This window comes from Buttiauxella sp. AC142, assembly GCF_979253435.1.
In genome coordinates, this window is record NZ_CEEDCH010000001.1 from 3,581,484 (window position 1) to 3,598,222 (window position 16,739).

14 protein-coding genes are annotated in these 16,739 nt (G+C 50.0%); 4 read left to right on the forward strand and 10 right to left on the reverse strand.

Going from position 1 to position 16,739, the window contains the following annotated elements; all coding sequences use genetic code 11:
* Positions 1-7: 7 nt before the first annotated feature.
* The 10 genes from ptrA to rppH form a co-directional block, all read right to left on the reverse strand.
* On the reverse strand, positions 8-2,893 hold the full coding sequence (gene ptrA / locus AC0IWZ_RS16675) for a pitrilysin (RefSeq protein ID WP_471678892.1): 2,886 nt from the start codon (positions 2,891-2,893) through the stop codon (positions 8-10).
* 144 nt (positions 2,894-3,037) lie between these two features.
* Positions 3,038-6,412, reverse strand: coding sequence for an exodeoxyribonuclease V subunit gamma (recC, locus tag AC0IWZ_RS16680; RefSeq protein ID WP_471678891.1), 3,375 nt, complete (start codon positions 6,410-6,412; stop codon positions 3,038-3,040).
* A gap of 7 nt (positions 6,413-6,419) precedes the next feature.
* Entirely contained in the window at positions 6,420-6,761 is a 342-nt protein-coding gene (locus AC0IWZ_RS16685) for a prepilin-type N-terminal cleavage/methylation domain-containing protein (RefSeq protein ID WP_034498054.1), read from the reverse strand.
* On the reverse strand, positions 6,743-7,105 hold the full coding sequence (locus tag AC0IWZ_RS16690) for a DUF2509 family protein (protein WP_081908423.1): 363 nt from the start codon (positions 7,103-7,105) through the stop codon (positions 6,743-6,745). The genes AC0IWZ_RS16685 and AC0IWZ_RS16690 overlap by 19 nt, the downstream gene beginning before the upstream one ends.
* 68 nt (positions 7,106-7,173) lie before the next feature.
* Positions 7,174-7,734: a prepilin peptidase-dependent protein gene (locus tag AC0IWZ_RS16695; RefSeq protein ID WP_034498056.1), complete on the reverse strand. Its 561-nt coding sequence runs from the start codon at positions 7,732-7,734 to the stop codon at positions 7,174-7,176.
* Positions 7,725-8,198: a prepilin peptidase-dependent protein gene (locus AC0IWZ_RS16700; protein ID WP_034498059.1), complete on the reverse strand. Its 474-nt coding sequence runs from the start codon at positions 8,196-8,198 to the stop codon at positions 7,725-7,727. Before AC0IWZ_RS16700 ends, AC0IWZ_RS16695 begins: the two co-directional genes overlap by 10 nt.
* Positions 8,199-8,382: 184 nt before the next feature.
* Positions 8,383-9,177, reverse strand: coding sequence for a thymidylate synthase (gene thyA / locus AC0IWZ_RS16705; RefSeq protein ID WP_034498061.1), 795 nt, complete (start codon positions 9,175-9,177; stop codon positions 8,383-8,385).
* A 6-nt stretch (positions 9,178-9,183) separates the two neighbouring features.
* Positions 9,184-10,059, reverse strand: coding sequence for a prolipoprotein diacylglyceryl transferase (gene lgt / locus AC0IWZ_RS16710; RefSeq protein ID WP_034498063.1), 876 nt, complete (start codon positions 10,057-10,059; stop codon positions 9,184-9,186).
* A 161-nt stretch (positions 10,060-10,220) separates the two neighbouring features.
* Positions 10,221-12,467 (reverse strand): phosphoenolpyruvate--protein phosphotransferase, encoded by a 2,247-nt coding sequence (ptsP, locus tag AC0IWZ_RS16715; RefSeq protein ID WP_034498065.1) that lies wholly within the window; start codon positions 12,465-12,467, stop codon positions 10,221-10,223.
* Positions 12,468-12,479: 12 nt separating this feature from the next.
* On the reverse strand, positions 12,480-13,010 hold the full coding sequence (gene rppH, locus AC0IWZ_RS16720) for an RNA pyrophosphohydrolase (protein ID WP_034498067.1): 531 nt from the start codon (positions 13,008-13,010) through the stop codon (positions 12,480-12,482).
* 686 nt (positions 13,011-13,696) lie between these two features.
* Between rppH and mutH the strand changes: the two genes are divergently transcribed.
* From mutH to AC0IWZ_RS16740, 4 genes are all read left to right on the forward strand, one after another.
* Positions 13,697-14,383, forward strand: coding sequence for a DNA mismatch repair endonuclease MutH (gene mutH, locus AC0IWZ_RS16725; RefSeq protein ID WP_034498068.1), 687 nt, complete (start codon positions 13,697-13,699; stop codon positions 14,381-14,383).
* Between the two features lie 73 nt (positions 14,384-14,456).
* On the forward strand, positions 14,457-15,170 hold the full coding sequence (locus AC0IWZ_RS16730) for a TerC family protein (RefSeq protein ID WP_034498070.1): 714 nt from the start codon (positions 14,457-14,459) through the stop codon (positions 15,168-15,170).
* Positions 15,171-15,296: 126 nt separating this feature from the next.
* Positions 15,297-15,515: a YgdI/YgdR family lipoprotein gene (locus AC0IWZ_RS16735; protein ID WP_034498072.1), complete on the forward strand. Its 219-nt coding sequence runs from the start codon at positions 15,297-15,299 to the stop codon at positions 15,513-15,515.
* A 155-nt stretch (positions 15,516-15,670) separates the two neighbouring features.
* The gene (locus tag AC0IWZ_RS16740; RefSeq protein WP_034498074.1) at positions 15,671-16,711 is read left to right on the forward strand and encodes an NADP(H)-dependent aldo-keto reductase; all 1,041 of its coding nucleotides are present in this window, start codon (positions 15,671-15,673) and stop codon (positions 16,709-16,711) included.
* Positions 16,712-16,739: the final 28 nt, after the last annotated feature.

A 16,739-nucleotide genomic window follows, 5' to 3' on the forward strand; every position in this document is an offset into this window, starting at 1 on the left:
GCTGCTATCACTTTGAATCTACGAGCGGCAGTGATTGTTGCAGAGCGCTGACCTCCTTCCAGGTTTTCCAACCATCCGGAGCGGCATAGTCTGCTTTACCATTGTGGCTACCAGAAACTTGCGACAGTACCGCCATTCCCTGTTGTTCGATAACAGCCTGATGGAAGAAATCAGCCAGTTTTTGTGGAGTCAGCTTTTTAATTTCGGCGACTACTTTATCACGCGAATCAAAGTCCATGTTTCCACGATCAAAATCTTTGCTCAGCTGCGAAGCTTCCTGGGACAAGGTCTGCGGAGCCTGCATAATTTCACTGATCATTCCCAGCTGCATTTGCGCGAAATCTTCCACGCTCATGCTACGCAGCTTTTTCTCGGCTGTTGGGTAAAACGCTTTGAATCGTTCATACAAATAGGCCGGTTGCTTGTCATTACTTTGCAACAAGAAACCAATGCCCCACTGGCGCCCCACAGACATCGGGAATGCGAACACCGCGTACCCTAACTGTTCCTGAGTCCGCAACTGGTTGTAGAACCACGGTTGAATAATTTGCCCCAGCATTGAGCTGTAAGCGGTACTCACGGTTTCATCGAAACCTTTGGGCACATATACAGCTGCTAATGCGGAATCGGTGCTGCTGCCGGTTTTTTCAAACATGGATAAATGTTGTTTATCCACCAGCACGTCTTTGTTGCGGCACCATTCATTGCCTTTAGTCCCGAGCAGGCTTTGCACCCCATGCGCCAGGTCTGTAGCCTGCTGTGGGGTGATATTACCGAGGACTAAAAACTCAGGTTTAGCATTGGTTTTTAAACCATCGCGGTAATCGAGCACGTCTTTCAACGTTAACGCCGGCAACAGAGCACGACGAGTTTCACGCTGGAAATACGGCACCTGTGAGATCATTTGCACCGGCATAATCGCCTGATCGTAAGCCTTTCCTTTATCTGCCGAGTCCATCATCTGGGCATACCAGGACTTCGCTTGATCCAACTGTTCTTGCGTTGGCGTGTAAGAGAAGTAGCCCTTTAATAACGCTTCAAAAAGCTGCGGCAAACGTTGTGTGTAACCGTTGGCGTTAACCATCAACCCGCTATTAGCATTAGTCGAGAAACCAATTCCGCCGATTGAGGCCTGATTGCTTAATTCATCCAACGCAATTCCAGCCAGATAATCATTGAGAGCAAACAGCACCTGGTTTTTAGCACTATCCATCGCTTGCGGATTACGCAGCACCATGGTCACGTCAGCTTTAGGCTCGCTCGCGAAGTAATGGCTTGGCATATACAACACGCGTAACCCTGGTTCTTTTACCAACAGTTCAGGATGCGCGTAAGTTTTATCAGGTTTAACCAACGTAAAATTGTCAGGAATGTACGGGTTTAATTGTGGCAATTCCAGCTTGATGGCCGCCGCTTTTTGCTTCCAGACATCAAAGACTTGTGGTGTAATTTTGTCGACCTGATAAGGGGCCTCAACAAAATATGCCGTCTTGTTGTGCGGTTCTTTCGGGCTGATATACCAGACTCGCGCGTTCTGCGGCGTCATCATATCTAGCCGAGATTTAATCGCCGCGGGATCGTATTGATCCGCGATATTAACCGCATCCAGCGTATGTTCGACCGGTACACGTAACATGGTGTCTGCCAGCCATTCGACATAATCCATATCGCGTGTAATTGATGGGTAACGGAAATCGAGATCCAGAACATGGGCAAGCTCATCGAAATAGCTTTTATCAACGCCATTTTCGCGCAGCTTATTCAAGTAACTGAAGATTGCCGCAACCACTTCATCACGCTGTGCAAGGCCTTTGTCTGTTAACGACACCGAAATAGCAAATACGCCGCTATTACCGTTGACTAACGGATCGGAATCAGCGCGAATGCTGTCAGCAAGACCCTGTTTTTGCAGCCAATCTGAAAGAGTATTATTGCTGCGATTACCAATCAAATAGCCAATTAACTCATCCGTTTTACTGCGGAATTTATCGCTATTGTTGTCGATGCGGAATTCAACACGCACGACCTTGCGCGGTAATGCTGGCACGTAGTGAATCACAATGCCTTTTTGCGCATCGGTCACTACTGGTACATCAATCACCGGACGTTCAATGTTTTTATTGGGCACCCGGCCGTAGGTTTCTACCGCAATTTTTGCCAGTTCAGGCAATGGTTTATTACTGTAGATAACCGCTTTCATCAAGTTTGCGGAATAGTATTTATCGCGGAAAGCCACCAGCGCATCCAGCAGTTTGCTGCCCGGTTTGTCACGCAGTGTTTCCAGATTGCCGCCAGAAAAACGTGAACCAGGGTGAGCTGGGTTGATGGTTTCGGCACTGACTTGCGCCATGCGCATACCGTCACGAGCACGCGCCAGCGTCAGCTCTGCGTTGACCGCATTACGTTCACGTTCAGCGTACTCAGGCGCAAGGTTCGGCTCAGCGATAGCATCCGACAAGCGATCTACCGCCCCTTCCAGCGCATCGTTTTCCACTTCGAGGTAAAACGCAGTGCGGTAGGTTGCAGTGCTGGCATTGTGGCTGCCACCGTGCTTTTTGAGAAACTCCGACAGGCTGTCAGGCTCTGGATACTTTTTAGAACCCATCAGTGTCATGTGTTCAAGATAGTGAGCAAGGCCGAGATGGTCGTTCGGATCCTCTAACGATCCCACTGGAACAACCAATGCAGACAATGACTTAACAGCTTGCGGGTCAGAAACCAGCAGAACCGTCATACCATTATCAAGGCGTACTGCCTGGTACTGGCGATTGTCTTTTTCGCTTTTACGGATTGTTTCCTGGATAGGCTGCCAACCCGTATCTGCCTGACTTAATGGTGCCCAAAGAGCGACTAACAAGAAAAGCGGTTTTAACCAAGTGCTGCATTTAGGCATTAACGAACCTCATTCACTAACTTACTCATCATTAACAACTTTTAAAACAATCTGTCATTGTCGTTGTTTCTTTTTTCGCCAACCCTGAGCAAGCTGCGCATAATAGATGAACCTGCCGGATTGTGCAATTTTTATACAATTCTTTTAAGCTTTATTGAAGCGAAACAGGGGCAGTAAATAGCGCTCGGCTTCACTGATTATCGCGTCGTAGTAGTCAGGCTCGAGCGTTCGATACAGGCGTTGCAGCCACATGTCGGCGCCTTCCCCGTCGACTCGCTGATTCCCTTCCCAGGCCGCCAACAGCTTACTTTTGGCTTTCTGTTGCGTTTGCTCATCCCATAAAATGGCATCATTCGCGGGTTCGTAACAAGCTTTTATCCATGCCCCTCCACTTATTGGAAGCAATAGCAATGGCTGTACCAATCCTTTCCGATAACCATCAATAAGTTGCTGGAGATAGCTTTTCGCCTGTTCAATATCCATCGGCGGGAATTTCCACTCAGTAGAATCGCGCCCATACAGACGACTTTCTCCTTCTCCTCCCATTGCACACCACACAACATGCTCAATCCACAGTTGTAATCCATGCGCCGAATTGAGGATCGACGGTCGCCAGCGCAGCAAACCATCGGCCTGCACATCCGACAACCAACCTTCCAGACTTGTTCCGTCTATCTGGAGCGAGACTTCCTGGCTGGTGCCATTTTGTCGCTCGGCTCTCACTTTTTGCGCCAGTTCTTCCATTTCTGTTAACTGGGTTTCCCATAAAATTTCACCGAATGCGCCAAACGGTAATATCCCCGCAGCCCGATAGCGGCTGAATAGCAGCTGCGTGTCGCCTTCCTGAACTAGCGTATTGAGCAATTCCTGGTTCATCTGGAAACGTTCAAGGCTATCTAAGGTGAAAGGTTCCGCATCAGGCAGTTCGGTTTCTTCAAGACGGAAGTTAATGCCCAGACGCATCTGGAAAAAAGCGCGGACAGGATGGCGCCAGAAACGTTGCAATTGATCCAACGTGATAACGTCATGTGTTTTGTCTTCAAGTGGCTGAATAAACGGGGTTTGTGCTTGGCCTTGCTCGCTTGCGGCAGGTAGCCATTCATAGGCATAACTTTGCACAGATGCGCCAGAGACAAAATTCCCGGCTTCAAATGGAGTGCGGTGATGCAGTTGCACCAGATGCCTTTTTACACGCTCGCTGCTTTCGTCGCAGGTTTGTTCTGTGTCCTGCGCCAGGCAATGGCTTTGGGAGATGTAATCTAATAACTCATCTACCAGCACTGAAGGGTAACGCTGGCTGTTGTCCTGAATGGAACGCCCGATATAGCTGATATAGAAACGCGCTTGCGCGGAGTTGAGCGCCTCGAGGAACAAGTAACGGTCATCGTCACGGCGGCTACGGTCGCCGCGCTGCGGCTTCTGGCTCATAAGATCAAACCCGAGCGGAGCCAGCGTGCGTGGATAAACGCCATCATTCATCCCCAGCAAACAAACCACTTTGAACGGGATAGAACGCATGGGCATTAAGGTGCAGAAGTTTATCGGCCCTGCCAGGAATCGCTGACTGATGCGCTCCTGGTCGAGGCGCTGTGCCAGTTCATCACGTAACAGCATCAGGGAAACATTTTCCTGATAACACGACTCCAGACCGTATTTAATGATTTCTTGCCACTGCTGCTCAATCAGCGCCAGTGCGCCTTCAGTTTCGATATCAGGCAGGAAGAAGCTGGCTAGCATGTCACGGCAAACGGAAGTCCACTCAGCCAGCGGACGCGCAACGGTAAGCTCATACCGCCATTTATTGAGCTGCATTAACAGATCTGCCAATTGCCCAACCAGTTCGGCAATTAAACCGTTTGATTCATCGTATGGAAGAACTGACTGCCATTCACCCGCCTGGCTATCCATTGCATAACCTAACAGCATGCGCGTTAAACCAAAGCGCCAGGTATGTTGCCCGGTTGCCGGGAGATCCCATTCACGGACATTGTCGTCATCAATACCCCAACGAATTCCGGATTCATTCACCCACTGGCGCAAGTAGCGTAGCCCTTCTTCATTGATTGAGAAGCGAGCAGCCAGTGCGGGAACTTCAAGCAAAGCCAAAACATCCTGCGCAGCAAAACGGCTATCAGGAAGTGAAAGCAGGGAGATAAATGCCTGTAGGGCCGGGTGCGCTTGTCTTGCCCGGCGATCGGAAATCGCAAATGGTAACCGACGCTCCGCTACTGCATTGCCAAATACCGCCTGGATAAACGGACTGTAGCTGTCAATATCCGCCACCATCACGATGATATCGCGCGGGGTAAGGGTTGGGTCAGCATCAAGCATCGCCAGCAACTGGTCGTGCAACACTTCGACTTCACGTTGAGGGCTATGGCATTGATGGAAAGCGACGGAATTATCATCCAGTGAAAGGATTCTTTTGCTGTGGCTATGCTCGAACTCTTCCTGCGTCAAACCTGTCACCGCATTGTTTTGCAGCTCAAGTAAATCGTACTGCAAACTGCGCAATAAACAGTCTGGTTCGATATCAACGAAAACATCAATTTCTTCAAAGCGTTGCATCTCAGCAAGCATGAACGTGTAATCGCGTCCTAATTTTCCCCACGAGGCCAGCAACGGGTTGCCAATATCTTGCTCACCGTCTTCATTAAACAATGAAGACGCCGTGTCGCTATCTTTAAACAACGGAAGAGTAATACCTTGATGCCCATGGCTACGACGCCGGCGGCTAATTAAGCGCGCAAGATAAGCAGGGTCTTTAATATCACCCCAGTAGTAGCGGCACGGGTTAGTAAACAGCAAATGCACGTCAATATGCTTACCCAGTGCTTGTAATGCCTGAAGATAAACCGGAGGCAGGGCTGAAATACCACAAATAAAGACTCGGGCAGGCAAACCTTGCGGGCATTCGTTACTTGATTCCAGAGCGTTAATAAAACGTTGGTACAGGTTTGCACGGTGCCATTCAGGTTGCCGAAGCTCTTGCGTGTGGCGAACCAAAGCAGCCCACAGCGGAGCCTGCCATAACTGGGCCTCGCCCACGTTATCAACCAGTTCGCCTTTCTCCCACTGGCTTAACCAACCTGGGCGGTAAACCAGGTATTGGTCATAAAGGTCTGCAATTCTTGAGGCTAACTGAGAGAGTTTTCGGCCATTTTCATCTTCTGCCAGATATTGGTTTAACAAAGCGAATTCAGGCTGATCCAGCATCGTCGGGATGAGCGTCATTAACTTCCAGCTCATGCTTTGCTTGTTGAAAGCACTTTGCTCAGGAATATTTGGCAGTACGCGCACAAACATGTCCCAGATAAAGCTCGCCGGAAGTGGGAAACTGATGTTAGCCGCGATACCAAATTTATGGGCCAGCGTCATTTGCAGCCATTGCGCCATACCGGTACTTTGCACCAGGACAACCTCGGGTTCAAAAGGGTCAGGCAGCGGTTGCCTTTCCACAATAAACTCCATAATTGCTTCCAGCACATCCAGTCGATTGGAATGGTAAACACGCAACATAGAAACGCTACTCCTGACTTTTCTCTTTCTGCGAGCAATGCAACCGCGACAACTGCCCGGTACGCCCGACAGGGCTGGTAATAATAACATTGATGCTGACACATCCTGCCGTCGATGTCTGCTGCTGGCTGACTCTCCATTCATTTGTGGGCAGAGGCGATTCAGGTTCCCCCATTTCTACAGCTAAGCGCCAGAGCTGGCGGAATTGCCATTGCGACTGAAAACCCTGCTGGAGAACACGGTGGTAGCCCATTAATGCCAGCATAACGACCGAAAACAGCGCCATAGCACACAGCACTTCAATCAGACTAAAGCCGCGCTGTCTTGATTTCATTGGGGTAACTGGCATCGGGAAGCATCCGTTAAAGGGCAAAAGTCGAGCCAACCATGGGGAGTTGATATCCAACGTGAGTTCTCCAACGAACCCCACAGCCAAAGAGTTACTGGTGATTGTTGCCCCGGAAAATTCCCGTAAGCCGCCATCAGAAATTCATTTTTCCCCACAGTTAGTATGCAAGCATTCCAGCCCTGGTGTGACTGGTGCTGGCACTCCCAGGTTGGTGTCGACGTCCAGGATAGCTGACTACCCCAGGCCTGTGCTGACACAGCGGCAGCATATTGTTTAAGAAACCCTATTTCGCTTGCAACCAGGTAGCGCTGTTGATTTAGCTGCTGCTGCAACCCGCTTAGCATTAATATTCCTAAGGCAAACAACAGCAGCACAAAGCCCAGGGTAGCGTTACCTTTCTCTGATTGCCCATTCACAGGTTATAACCGACAACGATATGGCGCAAAGACACAGGGATTTGCTCTTTTTTAAAAGCGGCAACCAGCTCGATAGCTAGCAACGGTGGCAGTGAGTGGCGAGCCAGTCGGGTTACAGAGAATTTTTGTATCATCATTGATGCGGGATCGGAGATTTTTTCCCAACCACTGCCTTCACAACTGGAAGCACCGCGCAAAGCTTCGAGGTTGTTACCATTAAGTCTAAAACCGGTTAATTCAGTTTCATTATGGCCAGACGGTTCCCAGCGTCCGTTGCTGTTATTGTCCCATTGCAACAAGACACACTCGCCCTCTTTACGTATAACCAGCCCCTCACCCTGGCAACTTCCATGACAATAGCCCGCGCGTTGAAGCTGTTTGCCTACACTAAATGCCAGTTGCCAGAGCGATTCTTGCAGTGTCTCTTTCTGATACTGTAGTAATACCGCCTGCTGGAGCACTGGAAATAGCCTCCCGGCCCCAAGCAAAACAAGACTGCTCAAGGCCATGGCAATAAGCGTTTCAAGTATTGTGAAGCCCTGTTGGTTTAGCTGCATTTGTTGTTCCCTTTAACTTCGCAGACGCGAATTCTTCCCTGCGTTGAAAGAATAACTCGCCACTTTCCGGCAGAGCTTTGTAACGTGATATGACCCGGCCACGCTGTGTCCCTAAGCCCGTAAAACCCCATCCCCGGCGTGGTATCTGCAATATCGACATCAGCAAATGGTTGTAGCAATGACCAGCGTTGACTTGCGTTACAGATACTCCCTGCATTGAGTTTGCTTGCCAGACACCACGATTTTCCTGAGCGCTTCACCGCAAGCAAATGGTCGCGATTGTTCCAGTTTGCATCGCTGCGTAACTGTTCAAGTAAATGTCGAATCTGCTGAGTGGTTATCCGCAAGCGCTGCTGTTGCTGCCATTGTTGCCAGCCGTAGACGCCGCCAGCACTGAGCATTGCGACAATGACAATGACTACCATCATTTCTATCAGGCTGAAGCCAGACTGTTTTGTTTTCATGGTGGGAGTGTGCCAGCTGCGAAATTACGCGCCAGCAGCAATAACTCGTTTCTCGAGGCTTCTCGAAGGGAAGTTTTATTGTTGCGTAGAATTGCAGAACTACTGGAAACAGGCTCGTAAAGCCGAAATTGAGGAAAAAAAAACCGGCGCACATAGGGCACCGGTTATGGCAGGTTATTAACCGTTAGATAGCGACTGGAGCTTTGATTGCCGGATGAGGATCGTAACCCTCAATTTCAAAATCTTCGAAACGATAATCAAACAGTGATTCTGGTTTGCGCTTGATTACTAGCTTCGGCAATGCGCGTGGCTCACGAGTTAATTGCAAACGAGTCTGCTCAAGGTGATTGCTATACAAGTGAGTATCACCACCTGTCCAGACAAAATCACCCACTTCCAGCTCGCATTGCTGCGCCATCATATGCACCAGTAAAGCGTAGCTGGCGATATTAAACGGTAGGCCGAGGAAGATATCGCATGAACGCTGATAAAGCTGGCAGGAAAGCTTGCCATCCGCTACGTAGAACTGGAAAAACGCATGGCAAGGAGCCAATGCCATTTTATCCAGCTCACCCACGTTCCACGCCGAAACAATAATACGGCGTGAGTCGGGATCGTTTTTCAGTTGGTTAATTACGGTGGTCAGCTGATCAATATAGCGGCCATCAGGTGTTGCCCATGAGCGCCACTGTTTACCGTACACAGGCCCCAAATCGCCGTTTTCATCCGCCCATTCGTCCCAGATGGAGACATTATTTTCATGCAGATAAGCAACGTTAGTCTCACCTTTCAGGAACCACAGCAGCTCATGAATGATGGAACGTAAATGGCAACGCTTAGTGGTAACCAGTGGGAAGCCATCTTGCAGATTGAAGCGCATCTGATGACCGAAAATCGACAATGTGCCGGTACCGGTACGGTCATCTTTTGGCGTGCCGTTTTCCAGCACATGTTTCATCAAATCAAGATACTGTTTCATGTTTCCTCACGAAAGCTGTTGCTGGGGGCGACGGCGATATGCCCAAACCATCATTGCCACACCAGCGACAATCATCGGAATCGAAAGGATTTGCCCCATGCTGATGTACTGCACCCACTCACCGGTAAACTGCGCATCTGGCTGGCGGAAGAATTCGACGATGATACGGAACGCACCGTAACCAATCAGGAACAGGCCAGATACAGACCCCATCGGACGTGGTTTACGGATAAACAGATTCAGAATGATGAACAGCACGATGCCTTCCAGAACCATTTCATACAACTGAGATGGGTGGCGCGGCAAAACACCGTAGGTGTTAAAGAGCGACTGCCATTCAGGGTGAGTCGCCAGCAGACCGATATCTTCGCTGCGGGAACCAGGGAACAGCATCGCCCACTGGAAGTTCGGGTCAACACGACCCCACAGCTCGCCATTGATAAAGTTACCAAGGCGACCCGCGCCCAGGCCAAATGGAATCAGTGGCGCTATGAAATCAGAAACCTGGAAGAAGGAGCGATGGGTTCGGCGCGCAAACCATATCATTACGCAGATGACACCGACCAGGCCGCCGTGGAAGGACATGCCGCCGTCCCACACTTTAAACAGGTAGAGTGGATCGGCCAGGAAAGATGGCAGATTGTAGAAGAAGACATAACCAAGACGCCCACCGAGGAATACCCCAAGGAAGCCCGCATACAGCAGGTTTTCGACTTCGTTTTTCGTCCAGCCACTGCCTGGCTTATTAGCACGACGACCTGCAAGCCACATGGCGAACACGAAGCCGACCAGGTACATCACACCATACCAGTGCAAAGAGACTGGCCCGATGGAGAAAATCACCGGGTCAAATTCAGGGAAATGCAGATAGCCACTATTCATCTGTCACCACAAACCATTGTTACCCCATCGAAAATAGACGATGGGTTGCAAGTACGCATCTGTGCAGATGCGCTCCGAAGGGAGCGGATCATAGCACAAAGGGCTCAAGGGTTAAGTCGAGGATCTTGTAAAAGATGTGTAATGCCTGATGGGCCAGGTACCTAGCGCCCGCCGCGAATTAACCCACCCATCCCTCTACGTTCCATGAAGGACGCGACCTGATGGCGCACTTCTGTCGCAAGCTGCGCCTCAAGGCTGCGCTGGGCGAGAAGTTGTGCTTCTTCGAGGCTAATGTGGCGCAACAGATATTTGACGCGAGCCACCGAACGGCCGTTCATCGATAAATGGCGATAGCCCATGCCAACCAGCAGTGCCACACACATTGGGTCACCTGCCATTTCGCCACATAAACAAAGATCGATCCCGTTACGTTCCGCTTCTTTGGCAATATGGTTCAACGCTCGTAGCATTGCCGGATGCAGAGAATCGTACAGGCTTGCCACGCGAGTGTTATTACGATCAACTGCCAGCAAATATTGCGTAAGGTCATTGGTGCCAACCGAGATGAAATCAACGCGGCTGGCAAGATGCCCCAGCATAAAGACCATGGAAGGAACTTCAACCATCACTCCAATACGCGGTTTAGGCAGTTCATAACCGAGCACCTCTTCCACTTCACGCCCCGCACGGTCAATCAAGCGACGCGCTTCATCAATCTCGTCAATGCTGGTGATCATCGGCAGAAGAATGCTCAGGTTGCCGGTCGCAGCATTGGCACGCAGCATGGCACGCACTTGCACCAGGAAAATCTCCGGTTGGTCCAGCGTGATGCGAATGCCTCGCCAGCCCAGACACGGGTTTTCTTCACTGATAGGCATGTACGGCAATTGTTTATCGGCACCGACATCAAGCGTTCGCAGCGTGACCGGTTTTTCGTTAAACATCTGCAACATGCCCTGATATTGGGCAACCTGTTCTTCTTCTGAAGGAAAACCACTTTGCAGCATAAAGGGAATTTCGGTGCGATACAGACCAATTCCATCGATACGGCCGCCAAGTTGCTGCTCATGCTCCGGGCTAAGACCCGCATTCAGCATGACCTGGACGCGCTCGCCGCTTTTCAGCGCGGCAGGGCTATCAACGTCGTCTTCAACCAGACGAGTCAGTTCGTTCTCTTCGGTGATGAGACGCTGGTATTCCTGCAACAACACCGTTTCCGGGTCAACGAGCAATTCACCACGATAACCATCGACAACCAATGTGCGGCGATGCAGCACTGAAGGCTGAATATCAGCGCCCATAACGGTTGGAATGCCGAGCGCCCGCACCATAATTGCAGCATGGGAGTTTGCCGCACCATCGCGCACCACCACCCCAACAAGGCGATTTTGCGGAAGTTCGGCAAGTGTCGTTGCGGATAACTCATCCGCCACCAATACAAAACGTTCAGGCCAGGTATTGGGACTTTGAATGGTGTCATCGAGATGGAATAACAAACGCTGACCCAGCGTGCGCAAATCGCCCGCTCGTTCTTTCAGGTAGCTGTCACTTAAACTTGCGAACTGTTCCGCAAACTTTTCGATGACTTTTTTAACCGCCCATTCTGCAACCGAGCCTTTATCGACTTCGTCGAACAATTCACGGCGAAGGCGGGCATCGGTTAACAGGTGTGAATAGAGGTCAAAAATTGCTGCCGTTTCTTTCTGCGCTCCCGCCGCAAAGCGTTTGCTGTAGCGACGAAATTCATTGGAAGCCTCTTCAAGGGCAGCGGTCAGGCGCTCACGCTCAAGTATGGTATCAAGCGTTGACGCTTCAGATACCTGCTCCATTAATGGGAGCGTCGAGTCCATCCAACCTTCGGCAATCGCCACCCCTGGCGATGCAGGTAATGCCCGAATTCGTGTCTGACGATATTGGCCAAACAACGCGGCTAACTGTGATTGAGAAAGAATGGCGGCCATTTGAGTGGCGAGTGTGACGAGGAAGGACTCCTCGCTTTCATCGAATTGACGATGTTCACGCTGTTGAACCACCAGCACGCCCAACAATTGGCGTCGCTGAATAATAGGAACCCCGAGAAACGCGCGGAAACGCTCCTCTTTTACAGCGGGAACATATTTAAAACTTGGGTGTTTTTGCGCATCGGCAAGGTTTATCGGCTCTGCAAGGCGCCCTACCAGCCCGACAATGCCTTCATCAAATGCGAGGGTGATGGTTCGACCACGCGGCTTTTTAAGGCCACGCGTCGCCATCAGGTAAAAGCAACGCCGGTCATGATCTGCGAGATAAACCGAGCATACCTCGGTGTCCATCGCAAGGCAGATATCTGTAACCAGAATATCCAGCGCCTCATTGAGGCGCGGGGCGCTGGCAACCTTCTCGACTATTTCTCGCAAACGGGTGAGCATTTTTCGCGTGAATTAACCTCTTTTACGTCGCCATGCAGGCGCGTTATTACGTGGTGGCGTAACTTCCTGTAGCGGCATTACGACGCTTGCAAACTCTTTCATCACCCGACGATACACATCGCGTTTAAACGAGACGACCTGACGAACCGGATACCAATAGCTGACCCAGCGCCAGCCATCAAACTCTGGGGTACTGCTGGTTTGCATATTGATATCGTTATCGCTGCTTATCAACTGCAAGAGAAACCATTTTTGTTTCTGGCCGATACAAACCGGCTTTGTGTCCCAACGCACCAAACGTTTAGGTAACTTGTAACGTAACCAGTTTCGGGTCGAGGCGAGTATTCGGACATCTTTTCGCTGTAACCCCACTTCCTCGAAAAGTTCCCGGTACATTGCCTGTTCCGGGGATTCGCCAGGATTGATGCCACCTTGCGGAAACTGCCAGGAATGTTGACCAAAACGCCTGGCCCACATCACTTGACCCTGCCGATTACAGATTACGATACCAACATTCGGGCGGTAGCCATCATCATCGATCACCGGACTACCTCAAAACAAACTTAGATTAGGGCGATTGTTTCATACAAGCGCTAGACGGTAAACCACTGTGTAACGGTTGCCTGAAGGAATAACATTTGAATAACTCACAAAATTTGACCGAGTTATAAACATTAGTGGATTTGGAACCGGCAGTTTATTCACTTTTTCTGTGGATATAACTGTGAAGAACTACCTAATACTCTCGGGACAACTTAGGATAACTCTAAAATACGCTTTCAAAGCACAAATAAAATATTCATTAATTTCAATGAAATAAATAAACATTAATTCTCTCACAGCCCAGTAGTGTGATGATCATCACATATGAAGATCTTCCATTGATGAAAGATCGACCAATGACGTTTTTATCCACAGAATGTGCCAACAAGTTAGTCACAATCTGGTGAAAAAATGGGTTTTACCCCCCAGTCAAGGCTGTAAATCGAACCAGTAGTGAGCTTTTTTACCAGTTATCCCATTTTTCTGTGGATAACCCGGTGTAAGATCCTGTTCATTCCCGGTGACCAGAATGGGAAAAGGTTTTTGCAGGATTCGGATATGACAATTTTAATCGATAAAAATGATTCAAAATCAGTAGATTGTCATTCTTATCCCCGACACGCTAAACTATTTCCACACTGTGGGTAAACCACGCTTATTTTTTAACCGATCAACAGCCAGGCACAATGCAAGCTCTACGTCCACTACTTAACCCTCCAGAAAATGAACAGATTTTACTGGCCCAGGCCCAGAAGCTGGCCGGCTTTACGCTGGGTGAGTTAGCGGCTTTGGCCAACTTGTCGATCCCAAACGATCTTAAGCGCGACAAAGGTTGGATCGGCGTCTTGCTTGAACTTTGGCTGGGTGCCAGCGCCGGAAGCAAACCTGAGCAAGATTTCGCCGCATTGGGGATTGAGCTTAAAACTATCCCGGTGGATAGGTTCGGTCGCCCGCTGGAAACCACGTTTGTCTGTGTTGCGCCACTCACCGGTAACACCGGAGTGGTTTGGGAAACCAGCCATGTGCGCCACAAATTGAAACGCGTATTGTGGATCCCTGTCGAAGGTGAACGGCAAATCCCGCTTGCTGAGCGGCATATCGGCACACCGTTGCTGTGGGCGCCGTCCGAAGAAGAAGAGCAACAGTTACGCATGGATTGGGAAGAGTTGATGGATTTGATTGTGCTCGGGCAAGTTGAGCGCATTACGGCCCGTCATGGTGAAGTGCTACAGTTGCGCCCAAAAGCGGCTAACAGCAAGGCGCTAACCGATGCCATCGGGGCAGATGGCGCACCGATTCTAACGTTACCTCGCGGTTTTTACCTGAAAAAGAACTTTACCGCCGCTTTGCTGGCTAATCATTTCTCGTTGTAGCACCAATTAATTTGTGTCCTGCGTTAAGCTCGCGTTTATAATTGGCGTTTTATAATTTCTGGCAGGGCTTTAAATGTTGTTTGCATGGGTTACCGATCCTAACGCGTGGATGGCGCTAGGCACTCTGACGATTCTCGAAATCGTACTGGGTATCGACAATATCATCTTCCTCTCCCTTGTTGTGGCGAAGCTGCCTAAAGCGCAGCAGGCTAAAGCACGCCGTCTTGGGCTCGGCGCGGCGATGATAATGCGTCTGGTCTTGCTGGCGTCTATCGCCTGGATGACGCACTTAATTCACCCGCTGTTTTCCGTAATGGGCCATGAATTCTCGGCACGCGATCTTATTTTGGCATTGGGTGGGTTGTTCTTAATCTGGAAGGCGAGCAAAGAGATTCACGAGTCCATTGAAGGTGAAGAAGAGAGCCTAAAAACAAACGTTCACTCTTTCTTCGGCGCTATCGTGCAAATCATGCTGCTGGATATTATTTTCAGCCTGGACTCGGTGATTACCGCAGTAGGCCTGTCCGATCATCTGTTTATTATGATGGCAGCGGTTGTGATTGCGGTGATGGTCATGATGTTTGCTGCTAAATCGATTGGTGATTTTGTAGAACGCCACCCTTCGGTGAAAATGCTGGCGCTGTCATTCTTGTTGCTGGTCGGCTTTACGCTGATTCTGGAAGGCTTCGATATTCATGTGCCGAAAGGCTACATCTATTTTGCGATGTTCTTCTCAATTGCCGTAGAAACACTGAATCTTATCCGCAACAAAAAGAACCCGCTTTAACCGTCTCAGGGGAGGCGCTCTCGCTTCCCCTCTGTTTCTTTTAAGAATTTACTGCTTACCTTCTGCGCTTTGTCGAGTTATTACTAGACTATATATGTCATTCCATACCACACGAGGCGAATAATGATGAAAAAATGGGCAGTTCTAATTTCCGCTGTCGGTCTGGCATTTGCGGTTTCAGGTTGTAGCAGCGATTACGTGATGGCAACCAAAGATGGCCGTATGATTCTGACTGACGGAAAACCGCAGGTCGATGATGACACGGGTTTAGTGAGTTATCGCGATCAGCAAGGCAATGAGATGCAGATCAACCGCGATGATGTTTCACAAATTATCGAACGTTAATAAATCCAGCATATAAAGGTCAGCGCCTCGCTGGCCTGTCACACTTTTTCTTCGTTTACCCCCTTCCGCTTTTGCTTCCCCTCTGCCATGTTTATAGTCCATTTTTTGTCGGGCGCGTGCCTGGCTGATAAGTCAGAAGAATAAGGAAAGCGGCTATGCAATATCACCGTATCCCCCACAGCTCTCTTGAAATAAGTACGCTAGGGCTGGGAACCATGACGTTTGGTGAGCAAAATAGCGAAGCCGACGCTCATGCACAGCTTGATTACGCCGTCCATCAGGGCGTAAACCTCATTGATGTGGCAGAAATGTACCCGGTGCCACCTCGCCCGGAAACCCAGGGGCTAACAGAAACCTACGTCGGTAACTGGTTAAAGCAGCGCGCTAATCGTGAAAAGCTGGTTATCGCCACCAAAGTCAGCGGCCCGAGCCGCAACAATGATGCCGGCATTCGCCCAAACCAAATTCTGGATCGCCGCAATATCCGTGATGCGCTGGATGCCAGCCTGAAGCGTTTGCAAACCGATTATATCGATCTTTATCAGGTTCACTGGCCGCAACGCGCCACCAACTGCTTTGGCAAACTGGGCTACACCTGGACCGATAACGCCGTCCCGGTCACTCTGCTGGAAACACTCGAAGCACTGACCGAATTCCAGCGTGCCGGGAAAATCCGCTATATCGGTGTTTCCAATGAAACGCCGTGGGGTGTGATGCGCTACCTGCAACTGGCTGAAAAGCATGATTTACCACGCATCGTTACCATCCAGAACCCGTACAGTCTGGTGAATCGCAGCTTTGAAGTGGGACTGGCTGAAATTACCCAGCGCGAAGGTGTCGAATTGCTGGCTTATTCCTGCCTGGGGTTCGGTACGCTGACCGGGAAGTACCTGAATGGGGCGAAACCTGCTGGCGCACGCAACACGCTGTTTAGCCGTTTCACACGCTACAGTGGCGAGCAAACTCAGCATGCGGTTGCAGCTTATGTCGATGTCGCTAAGCGTCATAATCTCGACCCGGCGCAAATGGCGCTGGCGTTTGTACGCCGTCAGCCGTTTGTTGCCAGCACGCTTTTAGGCGCGACTACGCTTGAGCAGTTAAAAACCAACCTTGAAAGCCTGCATCTGGACTTGAGTGAAGATGTTCTTGAAGAGTTAGAAGCGGTGAACCGGATTTATACTTATCCGGCACCGTGATGTGGAAATCTCCTCTCCCCAGGGAGAG

Bases quoted from the DNA above. Each gene is read 5' to 3' on its own strand.
- thyA (WP_034498061.1), bottom strand. From the start codon at position 9,177: ATGAAACAGTATCTTGATTTGATGAAACATGTGCTGGAAAACGGCACG.
- AC0IWZ_RS16730 (WP_034498070.1), top strand. From the start codon at position 14,457: ATGTTGTTTGCATGGGTTACCGATCCTAACGCGTGGATGGCGCTAGGC.
- ptsP (WP_034498065.1), bottom strand. From the start codon at position 12,467: ATGCTCACCCGTTTGCGAGAAATAGTCGAGAAGGTTGCCAGCGCCCCG.
- lgt (WP_034498063.1), bottom strand. From the start codon at position 10,059: ATGAATAGTGGCTATCTGCATTTCCCTGAATTTGACCCGGTGATTTTC.
- AC0IWZ_RS16735 (WP_034498072.1), top strand. From the start codon at position 15,297: ATGAAAAAATGGGCAGTTCTAATTTCCGCTGTCGGTCTGGCATTTGCG.
- AC0IWZ_RS16700 (WP_034498059.1), bottom strand. From the start codon at position 8,198: ATGAAAACAAAACAGTCTGGCTTCAGCCTGATAGAAATGATGGTAGTC.
- AC0IWZ_RS16695 (WP_034498056.1), bottom strand. From the start codon at position 7,734: ATGCAGCTAAACCAACAGGGCTTCACAATACTTGAAACGCTTATTGCC.
- AC0IWZ_RS16685 (WP_034498054.1), bottom strand. From the start codon at position 6,761: ATGCCAGTTACCCCAATGAAATCAAGACAGCGCGGCTTTAGTCTGATT.
- recC (WP_471678891.1), bottom strand. From the start codon at position 6,412: ATGTTGCGTGTTTACCATTCCAATCGACTGGATGTGCTGGAAGCAATT.
- AC0IWZ_RS16740 (WP_034498074.1), top strand. From the start codon at position 15,671: ATGCAATATCACCGTATCCCCCACAGCTCTCTTGAAATAAGTACGCTA.
- ptrA (WP_471678892.1), bottom strand. From the start codon at position 2,893: ATGCCTAAATGCAGCACTTGGTTAAAACCGCTTTTCTTGTTAGTCGCT.
- mutH (WP_034498068.1), top strand. From the start codon at position 13,697: ATGCAAGCTCTACGTCCACTACTTAACCCTCCAGAAAATGAACAGATT.
- AC0IWZ_RS16690 (WP_081908423.1), bottom strand. From the start codon at position 7,105: ATGCTAAGCGGGTTGCAGCAGCAGCTAAATCAACAGCGCTACCTGGTT.